We start from the raw sequence: 14958 nt of genomic DNA on the forward strand, positions 1-14958 counted from the left end.
CGCCGCTGCGGGCCCGCCCCCGCGGCCCGTCCGCCGGGCCGTCCCCGCGGCCCGTCCGCCCGCGCTGTCCGTCCGGCCCGTACGGTCCGCCCGGTCGCGCCGGTCACTCCGTCCGCCACGAGGCCGTCCCCCGCGACGCCGACCGCCGTGAGCCGTCCCCGCCCGCCCGGTCCGCCCGCCCCGCCGCCCGTCCGTCGGCCCTCCGGGCGTCGTACGGCGGCGCGCGTGCCCCGGGGCGCCGTCCGGCGTCCGGCCAGGCGGGTGCCGAGCCGCGGCCGACCCCGTCCAGGGCGACCCGCGACCCTTCCGCCGCCGGCCGCGTGCGCGCGGCCCGGTCCGGGCGCGGACTGCCCGGCGCCCGCGGGCCGGGGCCCGCCCGCCGGGATCAGTCCCCGGCCGCCTCCGCCCGCGCGCCCGGCGCGTCCGCCTCCGCCTCCGTACGGGCCGGGCTCTCGTCGCGGACCGGGAAGCGGCGCGGCGCCACGAACAGCACGGCCAGCAGCGCCAGCAGGGCCGCGCCCGCCGCGCCGAGGAAGACGTGGTCGACCGCCGTGTCCACCGCCCGCCGCAGGTAGTCGGCCGTCGCGCCGGTGAGCGCGGCGGGGTGGTCCAGGGCGTCGGAGACCGCGTCGAGGTCGTCGGGCAGGCCCGGGCCGAGCGCGGCGGGCGCGGCGTGGAGCCGGTCGGACAGGGTGGCGTTGGCGACGGCGCCGAAGACGGCCGCGCCCACCGACTGGCCGAGCATGCGGCAGAACAGCACGGACGCGGTGGCGGTGCCGCGCTCGGCCCACTCGACCGAGGACTGCACGGCGATGATCAGCGGGAACTGGAAGATTCCGAGGGACGCGCCGAGCAGCAGCATGATCAGTGCGGGCTGCCAGGGTTCGCCGGGGTAGGGCAGCAGCGGGAAGGCGAGCAGGACCAGCACGGCGGAGGCGGCGCCGATGGCCGCGGACCGCCGGAAGCCGACCCGGTTGTAGACGCGGTTGCTGAGCGCGGCGGATATCGGCCAGCTGAGGGTCATGGCGGACAGTACGAACCCGGCGGTGATGGGGCCGAGGCCGAGCACCGACTGGGCGTACGTGGGCAGGAAGACCGTCGGCGCGATGATCAGCAGGCCGAGGGCGCCGAGCGCCAGGTTCACCGCGACGATCGTGCGGCGGCGCCAGACCCAGCCGGGGATGATCGGCTGGGCGGCGCGCCGCTCGACGGCGACGGTGGCCGCCGCGCACACCGCGCTGCCGGCCAGCAGCGCCAGGGACGGCGGCGAGAGCCACGGCCAGGCCACTCCGCCCTGGACGAGGGCGGTCAGCAGCAGTCCGCCGCAGGCCAGGACGCCCAGGGCGCCGGCCCAGTCGGCCCGCAGCAGCGGCAGCCGGCCCGTACGCCGCTGCTGCGGGTCGCGCAGGTGCCTGCCGACCAGCCATAGTGCAAGTGCGCCAACCGGCAAGTTGACCAGGAAGATCCACCGCCAGTCCGCGTATCCGGCGAACACGCCGCCGACGGCCGGGCCCGCCACAGCGGACACGGCCCACACCGACGACAGCCGGGCCTGGATCTTCGGCCGCTCCTTGAGCGGGTACAGGTCGGCGGCGATGACCTGGACGGTGCCCTGGAGCCCGCCGCCGCCCAGGCCCTGGACGACGCGGAAGGCGATGAGCGACACCATGTTCCAGGCGGCCGCGCACAGCAGCGAGCCGACGAGGAACAGCACGATGCCGGTGATCAGGACGGGCTTGCGGCCGAAGGTGTCGGACAGCTTGCCGTACACCGGGAGGCTGACGGTGGCGGCGAGCAGGTAGCCGGAGAACAGCCAGGAGAAGACGGAGAACCCGCCGAGGTCGCCGACGATCTGCGGTACGGCGGTCGAGATGACCGTGGAGTCCAGGGCGGACAGGGCCATGCCGAGCATGAGCCCGGCGACCACCGGCCCGCGGCGGCCGGCGGCGGCGGGTCCAGGGCCGGTGTCCGCAGGTCGTGGTGCCGTCCCGCCCGCCAATGTCCCAACCCCTCTCCGCCGTCGGAGGGCGCCGGACGCCCGCCCGGAGCCGCCGGACGCCGGTGGCGGTCTCCAGGCCTGCCGTCCCGCCCCTCCCGAGATCGTTGTAAGGCTCATCTTCTGGTCCGGGCCACGGCCGCGCGTGGGCGCCGGTGGCCCGGCCGCCGGGGGTGGCCCCGACACCGGGGCGACTTGTCATGACCCGGTCCCCTAAGGGTAAGGCCGTGGTTTCTCCGCCCGCCGCTTCGTCCCGGGGGAGGAGGTACCGGAGGCCCGGCCGCACCTAGTGTTCGCAGCGGGCCGCGGCGAGGAGCGGGGGTGGGGCTAGCACCCCCCTGAAGACGCCGCCAGGCCCCAGCGCGACGGCCTCGCCGCCTCCGGCAGGCTGTACGACGCGGCCACCGGGCCGCGTCGCGGCGCCGCCGCCACGCGCGCGGCAGGCGCCGGGCTCTACCCGCGTACGACCGTCCGGGCGCCGCCGTGCCCGCGCGTGGACGGCGGCGCACTCGAACACTTGCACTAAACGCCCGTACGACCGCCACCGACCCCACCCACGCCTCCGAGCACCGGCACGACACCCACGAGTACCGCCCGCAGGACACCGCACGACCCCCGCACGCACCGCCGCCCGGCGGCCGACCGACCCGCGGACCACCGACCCGAGGAGAACGCACCGTGACCACCGCAGTAACCAACCCCTGGCCCGCGGGCAACGCCGGGCACGCGGCCGTCGCCGCCCGCGCGCGGCAGGTGGTCAAGGCGTACGGCTCCGGGGAGACCCGCGTCGTCGCGCTGGACCGGGTGGACGTGGACATAGCCCGCGGCCGGTTCACGGCCATCATGGGCCCGTCCGGCTCCGGCAAGTCGACCCTGATGCACTGCCTCGCCGGGCTCGACACGGTCAGCTCCGGGCAGATCTTCATCAACGACACCGAGATCACCGGGCTGAAGGACAAGAAGCTCACCAGGCTGCGCCGGGACCGGATCGGGTTCATCTTCCAGGCGTTCAACCTGCTGCCCACGCTCAACGCGCTGGAGAACATCACGCTGCCCATGGACATCGCCGGCCGCAGGCCGGACCGCGCCTGGCTGGACCGGGTCGTGGAGACGGTGGGGCTCGCCGGGCGGCTGAAGCACCGGCCCAGCCAGCTGTCCGGCGGCCAGCAGCAGCGCGTGGCCGTGGCCCGCGCGCTGGCCGCCCGGCCGGAGATCATCTTCGGTGACGAGCCGACCGGAAACCTCGACTCCCGCGCGGGCGCCGAGGTGCTCGGCTTCCTGCGCCGCTCGGTGGACGAACTCGGCCAGACGATTGTCATGGTCACGCACGACCCGGTGGCCGCCTCGTACGCCGACCGCGTGCTGTACCTGGCCGACGGCCGGATCGTGGACGAGATGTACAGCCCCACCGCCGACCTCGTCCTTGAGCGCATGCTGCGTCTTGCGCCGGGGGGCACGGGGACATCAGCGGCTGACGCCGCGGGCCGGACCCCCGCCGACTTCGACGCCCGGGGGCGTGTGTCGTGACCGTCCTGAAGACCTCCCTGCGCAACTTCTTCGCCCACAAGGGGCGCATGGCCCTGTCGGCCATCGCCGTCATGCTGTCGGTGGCGTTCGTGTGCGGCACGCTCGTGTTCACCGACACCACCAACGCCACCTTCGACAAGCTCTTCGCCGCCACCTCCAGCGACGTGACCGTCAGCCCCAAGGACGCGCCCAGCGGCGACGACATCCAGCAGACCGGCAAGCCGCCCACCCTGCCCGCCGCCGAACTCGGCCGGCTTGCACACGTGACCGGCGTCAAGTCGGCCGTCGGCGAGGTGTCCAGCCAGTCCCTCACCGTCGTCGACCGCGACAACGACAGCATCGGCCCGTCCTCCGGCGCGCCCACCGTCGGCACCAACTGGGACCCCACCGAACTGCGCGCCGTGGAGATCACCGAAGGCCACGCCCCGCGCGGGCCGACCGAGGTGATGGTCGACGCCGACACCGCCGACAAGAAGCACCTGAAGCTCGGCGACCCGCTGCGGGTCATCTCCGTGCCCGGCGAGTTCCCCGCCCGTATCGTCGGCATCGTGACCTACAAGGTCACCAACCCCGGTGCCACCACCGTCTACTTCGACACCCCCACCGCCCAGCGGGAGCTGATCGGCGACACCGGCGAGTACACCAGCATCGCGCTCACCGCCGCCCCCGGCGTCGGCAACGACCAGCTCAAGCGGAACGTCCTCGACGCCCTCGGCACCGGCCACAAGGTGCAGACGAAGGCCGAGAAGACCGCCGAGGACGAGGACGACATCGGCTCCTTCCTCGACATCATGAAGTACGCGATGCTCGGTTTCGCCGGGATCGCCGTCCTGGTCGGCATATTCCTCATCGTCAACACCTTCTCCATGCTGGTCGCCCAGCGCACCCGCGAGATCGGCCTCATGCGCGCCATCGGCTCCAGCCGCCGGCAGGTCAACCGTTCGGTGCTGGTGGAGGCCCTGCTGCTCGGCGTCGTCGGCTCGGTCCTCGGCGTCGCGGGCGGCGTGGGGCTCGCCGTCGGCCTGATGAAGATCATGAGCAACGCGGGCCTGAACCTGGACACCGACGAGCTGACCGTGAAGACCGCCACGCCGGTCGTCGGCCTGGTCCTGGGCATCGTCGTCACCCTCGTCTCCGCCTACATCCCGGCCCGGCGCGCCGCGAAGATCTCGCCGATGGCGGCCCTGCGCGAGGCGGGCGGCCCCGCCGGCGTGCGGTCCGGCCGACTGCGCGCCACGCTGGGCATGCTGCTGACCGGAGCGGGCGCGGCGGCCCTGGTGGCCGCCGGGCGGGCCGACGAGGCCAAGGACGGCGCGGGCCTGCTCGCCGTCGGCGTGGTGGCGACGCTGCTCGGCTTCATCGTCATCGGCCCGCTGCTGGCCGGGTTCGTCATCCGCGTGCTGGCCGCGTTCGTGCTGCGGGTCTTCGGCCCTGTGGGCCGGCTGGCCGAGCGCAACGCGCTGCGCAACCCGCGGCGTACCGGCGCCACCGGCGCCGCCCTCATGATCGGCCTCGCGCTGGTGGCCTGCCTGTCGGTCGTCGGCTCCTCGATGGTCGCCTCGGCCGGCGACGAGCTGGACCGGTCGGTCGGCGCGGACTTCATCATCCAGTCCGACACCGGCCAGCCGATCACCCCGCGCATCGAGCGCGCGGTGCACGCCGCGCGCGGCCTGGACCACGTCACCGACTACAAGGACATCGACAACGCGAAGATCACCACGCCGGACGGGCGGACCAGCACCGAGGACCTGACGGCTGCCGACCCGTCGTACGCCGAGGACCTGCGCACCCCCGTCGTGGACGGCACGCTCGCCGACGCGTACGCCGCGGACGCCATGTCGGTCACCGAGGGCTTCGCGAAGGACCACCACCTGCGCCGGGGCGACCACGTCACCGTCGCCTTCAAGCACGGCCGCACGGCCCGGCTGAAGGTCGCCGTGATCACCTCCGAGGACACGACGTTCGACAAGGGCGCGTTCTACCTGAACGTCACCACCGTCGAGCGGTACGTGCCGGCCGACCGCATCCCGATGAACTCGATCATGTTCGCGAGCGCCCGGGACGGCCAGGAGGACGCGGCCTACCAGTCGCTCAAGGACCGGCTCGACCCGTACCCGCAGGTCAAGGTCCGCGACCAGACGGACTTCAAGGAGGAGCTGAAGGACCAGATCGGGCAGCTGCTCAACCTGGTCTACGGCCTGCTGGCGCTGGCGATCATCGTGGCGGTGCTCGGCGTGGTCAACACCCTCGCCCTGTCGGTCGTGGAGCGCACCCGCGAGATCGGCCTCATGCGCGCCATCGGCCTCTCGCGCCGCCAGATGCGCCGCATGATCCGCCTCGAATCGGTCGTCATCGCCCTCTTCGGCGCGCTGCTCGGCCTGGGGCTCGGCATGGCCTGGGGCGCGACGGCGCAGAAGCTGCTGGCGCTGGAGGGCCTGAAGACCCTGGAGATCCCCTGGCCGACGATCATCACGGTCTTCCTCGGCTCGGCGGTGGTGGGCCTGCTGGCCGCGCTGGTCCCGGCCTTCCGGGCGGGCCGGATGAACGTCCTGAACGCCATCGCGACGGACTAGCCCCGTCGTCGACGGTCCGTCGCCCGCCCGTCGGCGGGGGACGCCCCGGCCCGGTGCGCCCACGGGGGGTGCACCGGGCCGGCGGCGTGCGGGGGTCCGTACGGGTCCCGCCCGGCCGGTACGGAGTCCGGGCGCGCGCGGCGGCCCGTACGGACGTACGCGACGGCCGTACGGACGTGCGCGGCGCGGGCAGGCCCCGGCGGAGGCTCCAGCGGCCTCAGGGGCGGCCCAGAGGACGCCCGGCGGAGCCCAGGGGGCCTCAAGGGGCCTCAGGGAGGGGCCCTCAGGCGTGCGCGGCGGCCAGCAGGTCCTCCCTGACCGCCGCGGCGGCGGCCTCCTCGACGGCCGGTACCGTCCCGCCGCCGGCCGGCACCAGGGACTCGACGGCCAGCCGCCCGTCGAAGCTGTGGACGACGTACCCGCACGGCTGCGTCGGCCGCATCGGCGGGGCCGTCGGCCACGTGGAGGCGAAGTCGCTGATCACCAGCTCCTCCGGGGCCGGCAGGCGGGGGATGACGCCCCAGTTGGTGATCGACAGCACCGGGGCGGCCGCGTCCTGCCCGGCGTCCCGCTCCGGGAACCGCGGGAGCATCTGGAACGCCCGGCCGGACTCCAGGTCCTGCCGCAGGCGCTCCCGCAGGGTCCGGGCGAAGCCGACGACCACCAGCGCGATGCCCAGCAGGTTGGTGACCTCGGTGCGCTGGACGGGCGGGGACAGCCGGGTGCGCAGGTCGACCGGGTAGTACAGCAGCACCGGGGAGTCGGCCGCGTCCCACCCGCGCGCGCGGGCGTTGGCGCGCAGCAGGGCGCCGGAGAGCAGGCCGTTCAGCGTCACGCCGCACGCGCGGGCCCGCGCCGACAGGGCGGCGGTCTCCGCGCGGGTCAGCACCAGCCGCCGCACCAGGGGCGGCGGGCCGGGCGCGTCTGGGCAGCCGACGGGCCGGTCCGGCGCCGGGGCGGGCCCGTCAGGCGCCGGAGCGGCGAGGCCGGCGGGCGGGGCGAACTCGTACCCGTACCGGCGCAGCACCGCGACCGGGCCGGCGGGCAGCGGCCCGGGCCGGACCGGGCGCGGCGCGCCGGTGGCCGCGAGGCGGGTGTAGTGGTCCCACAGTTCGGCCAGCAGGCCCAGGGCGGCGCTCGCGTCGGCCACGCAGTGGTGCACCAGCAGGGTCACGTGCGCGCCGTCGGCGTGCTCGGCCACCTCCAGCGCGCTCAGGCCGCGGTACTGGTCGCCCGGTTCGGTGGCCGGCGGGCCGTCGTCAGCCGCGGCGCCGCGCACCCGCACGGGCCCGCCGCCCGCGCCCGGCACCAGGAAGTGGCGGCCGTCGCGCGGCTCGACGCGGCCGGCGAGCACCGGGTGGCCGGCGCACAGGGCCTGGTACGCCGCGTCGAGGGCGCCGCGGTCGAGGCGCCCCCGGCAGCGCACGGAGTAGCCGACGAAGTAGTTGAGGGATATGAACAGGGACTCGATCGGGTCCAGGGGCCGGGCGGCCGATATGCCGGCGGCGCGCCGGTCCGGCAGGACGTCGTTCATCGTCGTACCTCCTTGGGCGGTCGTCCCGGGCGGCGGCTCCTCCCGGGACGGCTCGGGGCGGCGGTCGGCCGGGTCGCCTGCTCGGGTGACCTCGGGTGACCTCCGGTGACAGGGGGGCGGGTGCGCCCGCGCGGGGTCGCGCTACCCGGTTCCACCAGAGCGCCGCTAGTGCGCCGCCGGAGGCCGGTTGTCGTACGGGTCACGCGGACGCGCGCCGGAGCGCGTGCGCCCTGTCCGGGAGACGGGTCACCTCCGGTGGCCGCCGTGAAGCAGGCGGCGGCGGACGCGTGGGCACGCGCGGGGCGCGCGACACCGGCCGGGAGCCGGCGAGGCGGCGGCCGACGCGTGGGCACGCGCGGGGCGCGCCAGGGGCGGGCGGCCGGGAGGCGGCGGCCGCTGTCGGTGGGGGGTCGTAGTCTGGAACCTCCCCGGCTCGTGCGACGCGCCGGGCCGTTCGCGTTGTCCGCCTCCGGGATGGAATACCTATCCGATGAGCCTCACCGGCCTGCTCGACGCCGTCGTACAGGACCCCGCGATCGCCGAGGCGGTGCGGGCCGCCGCCAGCGGCGACCGCCGCCACCTCGACCTCGTCGGCCCGCCCGCCGCCCGCCCCTTCGCCGTGGCCGCCCTGGCCCGGGAGACCGGGCGGCCGGTGCTGGCCGTGACCGCCACCGGCCGCGAGGCCGAGGACCTGGCCGCCGCGCTGCGCTCCCTGCTGCCCCCGGACGGCGTGGTGGACTACCCGTCCTGGGAGACCCTGCCGCACGAGCGCCTCTCGCCCCGGTCCGACACGGTCGGGCGGCGCCTGGCGGTGCTGCGCAGGCTCGCCCACCCCAGCGCGGACGACCCGGCCGCCGGCCCGGTCTCCGTCGTCGTCGCGCCCATCCGCTCGGTGCTCCAGCCGCAGGTCAAGGGCCTGGGCGACCTGGAGCCCGTGGCCCTGCGCGCCGGTCAGAGCGCCGACCTGGGGCAGGTCGTCGAGGGCCTGGCGGCCGCGGCGTACGCGCGCGTGGAGCTGGTGGAGAAGCGCGGCGAGTTCGCCGTGCGCGGCGGCGTCCTGGACGTGTTCCCGCCCACCGAGGAGCACCCGCTGCGCGTCGAGTTCTGGGGCGACGACATTGAGGAGATCCGCTATTTCAAGGTCGCCGACCAGCGGTCCCTGGAGGTCGCCGAGCACGGCCTGTGGGCGCCGCCGTGCCGTGAGCTGCTGCTGACGCCGCGGGTGCGCGAGCGGGCCGCCGCGCTAGCGCAGGAGCACCCGCAGCTGGCGGAGCTGCTGGGCCGGATCGCCGAGGGCATCGCCGTGGAGGGCATGGAGTCCCTGGCGCCGGTGCTGGTGGACGACATGGAGCTGCTGCTGGACGTGCTGCCGGCGCGCAGCATGGCCGTGGTGTGCGACCCGGAGCGGGTGCGCACCCGGGCGGCCGACCTGGTGGCCACCTCGCAGGAGTTCCTGGCCGCCTCCTGGGCGGCCTCGGCGGGCGGCGGGGAGGCGCCGGTCGACGTGGGCGCCGCGTCCCTGTGGGGCATCGCGGACGTGCGCGAGCGGGCCCGGGAGCTGGGCGTCATGTGGTGGTCGGTGAGCCCGTTCGCGGCGGGCGGCGGCGACCTGGGCGGTGGCCTNGTCATGTGGTGGTCGGTGAGCCCGTTCGCGGCGGGCGGCGGCGACCTGGGCGGTGGCCTGGGCACCGGTGGCCTGGGCGGCGGCGGCCTGGGCGGCGGCGGCCTCGGCACCGGCGGCCTGGGCGGCGGCGCGGACGACGGCCCCGAGGCGGGCCTCGGCACCGGTTTCGGCGGCGAGTACACCCTCACCCTCGGCATGCGCGCCCCCGAGGCGTACCGCGGCGACAGCGCCCGCGCGCTCGCCGACACCAAGGGCTGGCTGGCCGACGGCTGGCGCACGGTGTTCCTCACCGAGGCCCACGGCCCGGCCGCCCGCACCGTCGAGGTGCTGGGCGGCGAGGGCGTCGCCGCCCGGCTGGAGGGCGACCTGACCGCCATCTCCCCGTCCGTGGTGCACGTCGCCCGCGGCGCGGTCGAGCACGGCTTCGTCCACCCGGGCCTGAAGCTCGCGGTGCTCACCGAGACCGACCTGTCCGGCCAGAAGGCCGCGGGCCGGGACGCGGCCCGCATGCCCGCCCGCCGCCGCAAGACGATCGACCCGCTCACCCTCCAGCCCGGCGACTACATCGTCCACGAGCAGCACGGCGTCGGCCGGTACGTGGAGATGGTCCAGCGCACCGTGCAGGGCGCCACCCGCGAGTACCTGGTCGTGGAGTACGCCCCGGCCCGCCGCGGCCAGCCCGGCGACCGCCTGTTCGTGCCCACCGACCAGCTGGAGCAGATCACCAAGTACGTCGGCGGCGAGGCCCCGTCGCTGCACCGCCTCGGCGGCGCCGACTGGGCCAAGACCAAGGCGCGCGCCAAGAAGGCCGTCAAGGAGATCGCCGCCGACCTGATCCGGCTGTACTCCGCGCGCATGGCCGCCCCCGGCCACGCCTTCGCGCCCGACAGCCCCTGGCAGCGCGAGCTGGAGGACGCCTTCCCGTACGCGGAGACGCCCGACCAGCTCACCACCATCGGCGAGGTCAAGCAGGACATGGAGAAGCCGGTCCCGATGGACCGGCTGGTGTGCGGCGACGTGGGGTACGGCAAGACGGAGATCGCCGTGCGCGCCGCCTTCAAGGCCGTCCAGGACGGCAAGCAGACCGCCGTCCTGGTGCCCACCACCCTGCTGGTGCAGCAGCACTACGCGACCTTCACCGAGCGGTACGGCCAGTTCCCCGTCGTGGTGCGGGCGCTGTCCCGCTTCCAGTCCGACACCGAGGCCAAGGCGGTCCTGGAGGGGCTGCGGGACGGCTCGGTGGACGTGGTCATCGGCACCCACCGGCTGTTCTCCTCCGAGACGAAGTTCAAGGACCTGGGCCTGGTCATCGTGGACGAGGAGCAGCGGTTCGGCGTCGAGCACAAGGAGCAGCTGAAGAAGCTGCGGGCCAACGTGGACGTGCTCACCATGTCCGCCACCCCCATCCCGCGGACCCTGGAGATGGCGGTCACCGGCATCCGCGAGATGTCCACCATCACCACCCCGCCCGAGGAGCGCCACCCGGTGCTGACCTTCGTCGGGCCGTACGAGGAGCGGCAGATCGGCGCCGCCATCCGCCGCGAGCTGCTGCGCGAGGGCCAGGTCTTCTACATCCACAACCGGGTCGACTCCATCGACCGGGCCGCCGCCCGGCTGCGCGAGGCCGTGCCCGAGGCGCGCATCGCCACCGCCCACGGGCAGATGTCGGAGAGCGCCCTGGAACAGGTGGTGGTCGACTTCTGGGAGAAGAAGTTCGACGTGCTGGTCTCCACCACGATCGTGGAGTCGGGTATCGACATCTCCAACGCCAACACCCTCATCGTGGAGCGCGGCGACACCTTCGGCCTCTCCCAGCTGCACCAGCTGCGCGGCCGGGTCGGCCGGGGCCGCGAGCGCGGCTACGCGTACTTCCTCTACCCGCCGGAGAAGCCGCTGACCGAGACCGCCCACGAGCGGCTCGCCACCATCGCCCAGCACACCGAGATGGGCGCGGGCATGTACGTGGCCATGAAGGACCTGGAGATCCGCGGCGCGGGCAACCTGCTCGGCGGCGAGCAGTCCGGGCACATCGCGGGCGTCGGCTTCGACCTGTACGTGCGCATGGTCGGCGAGGCCGTCGCCGACTACCGCGCCTCCCTGGAGGCGGGCGGCGCCGCCGAGGAGCCGCCGCTGGAGGTGAAGATCGAGCTGCCGGTCGACGCGCACGTCCCGCACGACTACGCGCCCGGCGAGCGGCTGCGCCTCCAGGCCTACCGGGCCATTGCCTCGATCACGAACGAGGAGGACATCGCCGCGGTCCGCGAGGAGCTGACCGACCGCTACGGCAAGCTGCCCGAGCCGGTGGAGAACCTGCTGCTGGTCGCGGGCCTGCGGCTGCTGGCCCGCTCCTGCGGCGTCACCGACATCACCCTCCAGGGGGCGAACGTGCGGTTCTCCCCGGTGGAGCTGCGCGAGTCCCAGGAGCTGCGGCTGACCCGCCTGTACCCGCGCTCGGTCGTCAAGGCGGCGGCCCGGCAGGTCATGGTGCCGCGGCCGACGACGGCGCGCATCGGGGGCAAGCCGGTGACGGGCCGGGAGCTGCTGGCGTGGACGGGGGAGTTCCTGACGTCGATCCTGGGCGGGTGAGGGGCCGCCGGGGGGTTCAGAGGTCGTCGGGCAGGACCCGGAACGCTTTGTGGGCGGTGAGTGGACGTATGGCACGGAAGTCCCGGCGGTCCAGGGTGAGCACGGCATCGGTCCGGTAGGCAGAGGCGAGCACGACGTTCACCGCGTCCGCCAAGTCCAGATCGAGGTCGGTGTATCGCCGCATGAGACCTCGGGCCTGGGCCAGTATGTCCGGGGTGACTTCTGGTAGGTGGAACCTGCCGCGCCGCGCCTCGCTCACGACGCTGTCCAGGAATCCGTCGCGTAGCCCGGGGCCGCCGACGCGGCGCATCAGGTGGTCGGCCTCTGCCAGGATGAGCGGAGAGAGGACGACCAGCCCGGCGCTCTCCAGCACATGCAGGCTCGCCGCCATGTCCGGATGGTCGGCGTCGGCCGCCGCCAGAAGGGCGGAGGTGTCGGCCACGACGACGATCACGCGCGCAGCCGCCGCTTCGTCTCCTCGTAGGCGCGCGCCTTCTCGTCCCAGATGTCGCCGGAGGCGGTGTCGGCGGCCCGGGCAGCGGTCCCCGGGTCGCCGCTGCGGAACTTCGGCCAGCTCAGCGGCGTGTCCCAGGTGCGCTTGGACAGAGCAGCCAGATGGATGGCTTCACGGATGATCTCGGCTTCCGCGACCCCTTCCCGGGCGGCGGCCGCCTTGATCACGGCGAGGTCTTCGGCGTCGGCGTAGACCGTAGTGCGCTTGAGTCCCATGAATATATGGTACCCGTTGAATACGTGCTGGCCGGGCCGGAATCGGGCCTGGGCCGTGCATACCCGTGGCCGCCACCCAATCCTCCGCCTGGTCGCCGTCAGGCCGTGACGATGTCGTCCCTCAGCGGCAGCAGCTGCTCCGCGATGGCGCCGATCGTCTGCCCGTCCACCCCGCCCTCCTCCAGCGCGCCGGCCAGGTGCTCCACGACCCGGCCGAACGCGGTGTCCGTGATCGCCAGGTGCTCGTGCGCCCGCCGCATGGTGCGACCGGAGTACGGCCGGGTGGCGCCCAGCGCCTGGCCGATGAACCGCCGCTGGTGCTGCTTGAGGTGGGCCAGGTCGACGCCGGTGAAGTAGCCGGCCAGGGCCGGGTCGCCCAGCACCCGGTCGTAGAAGATGTCGACCACGGCCGCGACGGCCGGCTCGCCGCCGATCTGCTCGAAGATGCTGCCCGGCTCGGCCGCCGGGGCCGCCTCGCCTGCTGTCTGGTCAGTGGTGTCCGTCATACGGACAGCGTCGGACGGGCGCCTTGCGGCGATGTGTGGGAAATGTTTCCCGCCTGTTAAGGGCGGCTCGCGGGTGGGGGAGGAGTCGGCAACGTGATCCCCACCCGGCGATCCCGTGGACGACACACGCGCAGGCGTATCCTGTGCGCGCACCGCTGCCCGCGCCGGCCCGCCGCGCGGGAGCCCGGCGGGCGCAGGCCCGCCTCCTGGCGGTCAGCCCAGCGCGGCGGCCAGCGCGGCGGCAGTCTCGGCGAGCAGTGGCTCGTTCATCGGGGCGTCCGGCTCCCGGTAGGTGGTCAGCACGGCCATCACGATCGGCCCGCGGCCGGGCGGCCAGGCGACGGCCGCGTCGTTGGTGGTGCCGTGCGCGCCCGTTCCGGTCTTGTCGCCGACGGTCCACCCGGCGGGCAGCCCCGCGCGCAGCCGCCGGCCGCCGGTGGTGTTGCCCCGCAGCCAGCCGGTCAGCCGCTCGCGGTCGGCGGGCTCCAGGGCCCCGCCCAGCACGAGCCGCGCGTAGGTGCCGGCGATGGCGCGCGGGGTGGTGGTGTCGGTCACGCGCCACGGCTCCGCCGAGTTCAGCTCGGGCTCCCACCGGTCCAGGCGCGTCACGCGGTCCCCGACGGAACGGCAGAAGCGGGTGACCGACGTCGGTCCGCCCAGCTCGCGCAGCAGCAGGTTCGCGGCGGCGTTGTCGCTGTGGCGGATGGCGGCCTCGCACAGCTCCTCGGCGGTCAGGCCGTTTGCCAGGTTCTCCGGGCGGCTGGTGATCGCGCCGCCGCCCGCCCTTTCGACGTCCTGCGCCGTGTAGAAGAAGCGCCGCGCCAGGAACTCGCCGTTCCGGTCCAGGTCGCGCAGGACGGCCGCGACGGCGACCGTCTTGAACACCGAGCACATCGGGAACAGCTCGCTCGCCCGGTAGGCCACGCTCCGGCCGGTGGCCGTGTCGAGGGCGTACACCCCCAGCCGCGCGCCGTGCGCCCGTTCCAGGTCACGCAGCCGCCGTACGACCGCGGCGCCGCCCGGCGCGGACGCGTAGGCCGCCGTTCCGGGCCCGGCGGCGGCCACGGCCGCCCCCGCGCCGCAGGCCAGCAGGGCGCGGCGGGACATCCGGGCTGTCGCTGTCGGCTCCACGATCGGGGTTCCTTTCTCCGCTGAGAGGTCGTACGGGTCCGGATTCCGGTCCGACACCGCCTTGCAAGGACGCCACCGACGGCCGCTCCGGTTCCGCATCCGTGCCGCCTTGCATCTCTTGCGCCCTGCAACTCGTACGACTCGCACCTGCCCCACGCGGCGCCCGGGACCTGGGGCAACCACGGGCGCGGCTACGCTGGAGTCCACACGTCGGCGTCAGAGTCAACTCAACGGGTGAGAGTCGATGCGCATCGGGGAGCTGGCCAGGCGGACCGGCGTGAGTGAACGCGCGCTGCGCTACTACGAGGAGCAGGGCCTGCTGCGGCCGAAGCGCCGCCCCAGCGGCTACCGCGAGTACGAGGAAGGCGACGTGCAGGTGGTGCGCCGCATCCGGGTCCTGCTCGCCGCCGGGCTCGGTACCCAGACCATCGCCGAGGTGCTGCCCTGCATGGCCGACGACGGCGAGCTGGTGGCGCCGCTGTGTCCGGAGATGATCCCGGAACTGGCCAGGGAGCTGCGGCGGATCGACGCCGGCATCGACGAGCTGACCGCGGCGCGCGCCATGCTGGAGGCCATCATCGAGGCCCCGATCCCGCCTGCGTCGCCGCCGGAGACCGCTTGCGACCCGGCCGCGGAGCCGCCCCGGGAGCGGGAGCCGGCCCCGGCCCCGGGCACGCCCCCGGCCGCGGGTGCGGCCCCGGGCCCGGCTCCGGGCGGCGAGCCGGCCGGTGGGTGGCGGTCCGGTGCCGGGG

Annotated in this window: 8 protein-coding genes and 3 pseudogenes; 5 read left to right on the top strand and 6 right to left on the bottom strand. The window is 74.8% G+C overall.

What is annotated here, in order from left to right:
• Positions 1 to 385 precede the first annotated feature (385 nt).
• Positions 386 to 1999, bottom strand: a complete 1614-nt coding sequence (locus RKE29_RS19845; protein WP_312006808.1) for an MDR family MFS transporter — start codon at positions 1997 to 1999, stop codon at positions 386 to 388.
• A 675-nt stretch (positions 2000 to 2674) separates the two neighbouring features.
• On the opposite strand from RKE29_RS19845, the gene RKE29_RS19850 reads away from it, so the two are divergent.
• Entirely contained in the window at positions 2675 to 3523 is an 849-nt protein-coding gene (locus RKE29_RS19850; RefSeq protein WP_312006809.1) for an ABC transporter ATP-binding protein, read from the top strand.
• Complete coding sequence (locus RKE29_RS19855) at positions 3520 to 6096, top strand: FtsX-like permease family protein (RefSeq protein ID WP_312006810.1); 2577 nt, start codon at positions 3520 to 3522, stop codon at positions 6094 to 6096. The genes RKE29_RS19850 and RKE29_RS19855 overlap by 4 nt, the downstream gene beginning before the upstream one ends.
• A 283-nt stretch (positions 6097 to 6379) precedes the next feature.
• On the opposite strand, the gene RKE29_RS19860 is transcribed toward RKE29_RS19855, so the two are convergent.
• On the bottom strand, positions 6380 to 7630 hold the full coding sequence (locus RKE29_RS19860) for a hypothetical protein (protein WP_312006811.1): 1251 nt from the start codon (positions 7628 to 7630) through the stop codon (positions 6380 to 6382).
• A 490-nt stretch (positions 7631 to 8120) separates the two neighbouring features.
• On the opposite strand from RKE29_RS19860, the pseudogene RKE29_RS19865 reads away from it, so the two are divergent.
• Both RKE29_RS19865 and mfd read left to right on the top strand, forming a co-directional pair.
• Positions 8121 to 9227 (top strand): annotated as a pseudogene (locus RKE29_RS19865) (transcription-repair coupling factor); the annotation flags it as partial.
• Positions 9228 to 9434: 207 nt separating this feature from the next.
• Positions 9435 to 11840, top strand: a pseudogene (gene mfd, locus RKE29_RS19870) (transcription-repair coupling factor); the annotation flags it as partial.
• A gap of 16 nt (positions 11841 to 11856) precedes the next feature.
• Here the strand turns inward: mfd and RKE29_RS19875 are convergent.
• The 4 genes from RKE29_RS19875 to bla all read right to left on the bottom strand — a co-directional run bounded on the left by RKE29_RS19875 (position 11857) and on the right by bla (position 14206).
• Positions 11857 to 12294 carry a PIN domain-containing protein gene (locus RKE29_RS19875; protein WP_312006812.1) on the bottom strand — a complete coding sequence of 146 codons (438 nt, stop codon included), beginning with the start codon at positions 12292 to 12294 and terminating at the stop codon, positions 11857 to 11859.
• Positions 12291 to 12569 (bottom strand): CopG family transcriptional regulator, encoded by a 279-nt coding sequence (locus RKE29_RS19880; protein ID WP_312006813.1) that lies wholly within the window; start codon positions 12567 to 12569, stop codon positions 12291 to 12293. The genes RKE29_RS19875 and RKE29_RS19880 overlap by 4 nt, the downstream gene beginning before the upstream one ends.
• 98 nt (positions 12570 to 12667) lie before the next feature.
• Positions 12668 to 13075, bottom strand: coding sequence for a group 1 truncated hemoglobin (locus RKE29_RS19885; protein WP_312006814.1), 408 nt, complete (start codon positions 13073 to 13075; stop codon positions 12668 to 12670).
• Between the two features lie 213 nt (positions 13076 to 13288).
• Entirely contained in the window at positions 13289 to 14206 is a 918-nt protein-coding gene (gene bla, locus RKE29_RS19890; protein WP_312006815.1) for a class A beta-lactamase, read from the bottom strand.
• A gap of 244 nt (positions 14207 to 14450) precedes the next feature.
• On the opposite strand from bla, the pseudogene RKE29_RS19895 reads away from it, so the two are divergent.
• A pseudogene (locus RKE29_RS19895) lies at positions 14451 to 14792 on the top strand (MerR family transcriptional regulator); the annotation flags it as partial.
• Between the last annotated feature and the right edge of the window lie 166 nt (positions 14793 to 14958).

The sequence above is a fragment of the Streptomyces sp. B1866 genome, from assembly GCF_031932565.1.
GTDB lineage: Bacteria > Actinomycetota > Actinomycetes > Streptomycetales > Streptomycetaceae > Streptomyces.

Bases quoted from the DNA above. Each gene is read 5' to 3' on its own strand.
- RKE29_RS19860 (WP_312006811.1), bottom strand. From the start codon at position 7,630: ATGAACGACGTCCTGCCGGACCGGCGCGCCGCCGGCATATCGGCCGCC.
- RKE29_RS19880 (WP_312006813.1), bottom strand. From the start codon at position 12,569: ATGGGACTCAAGCGCACTACGGTCTACGCCGACGCCGAAGACCTCGCC.
- RKE29_RS19885 (WP_312006814.1), bottom strand. From the start codon at position 13,075: ATGACGGACACCACTGACCAGACAGCAGGCGAGGCGGCCCCGGCGGCC.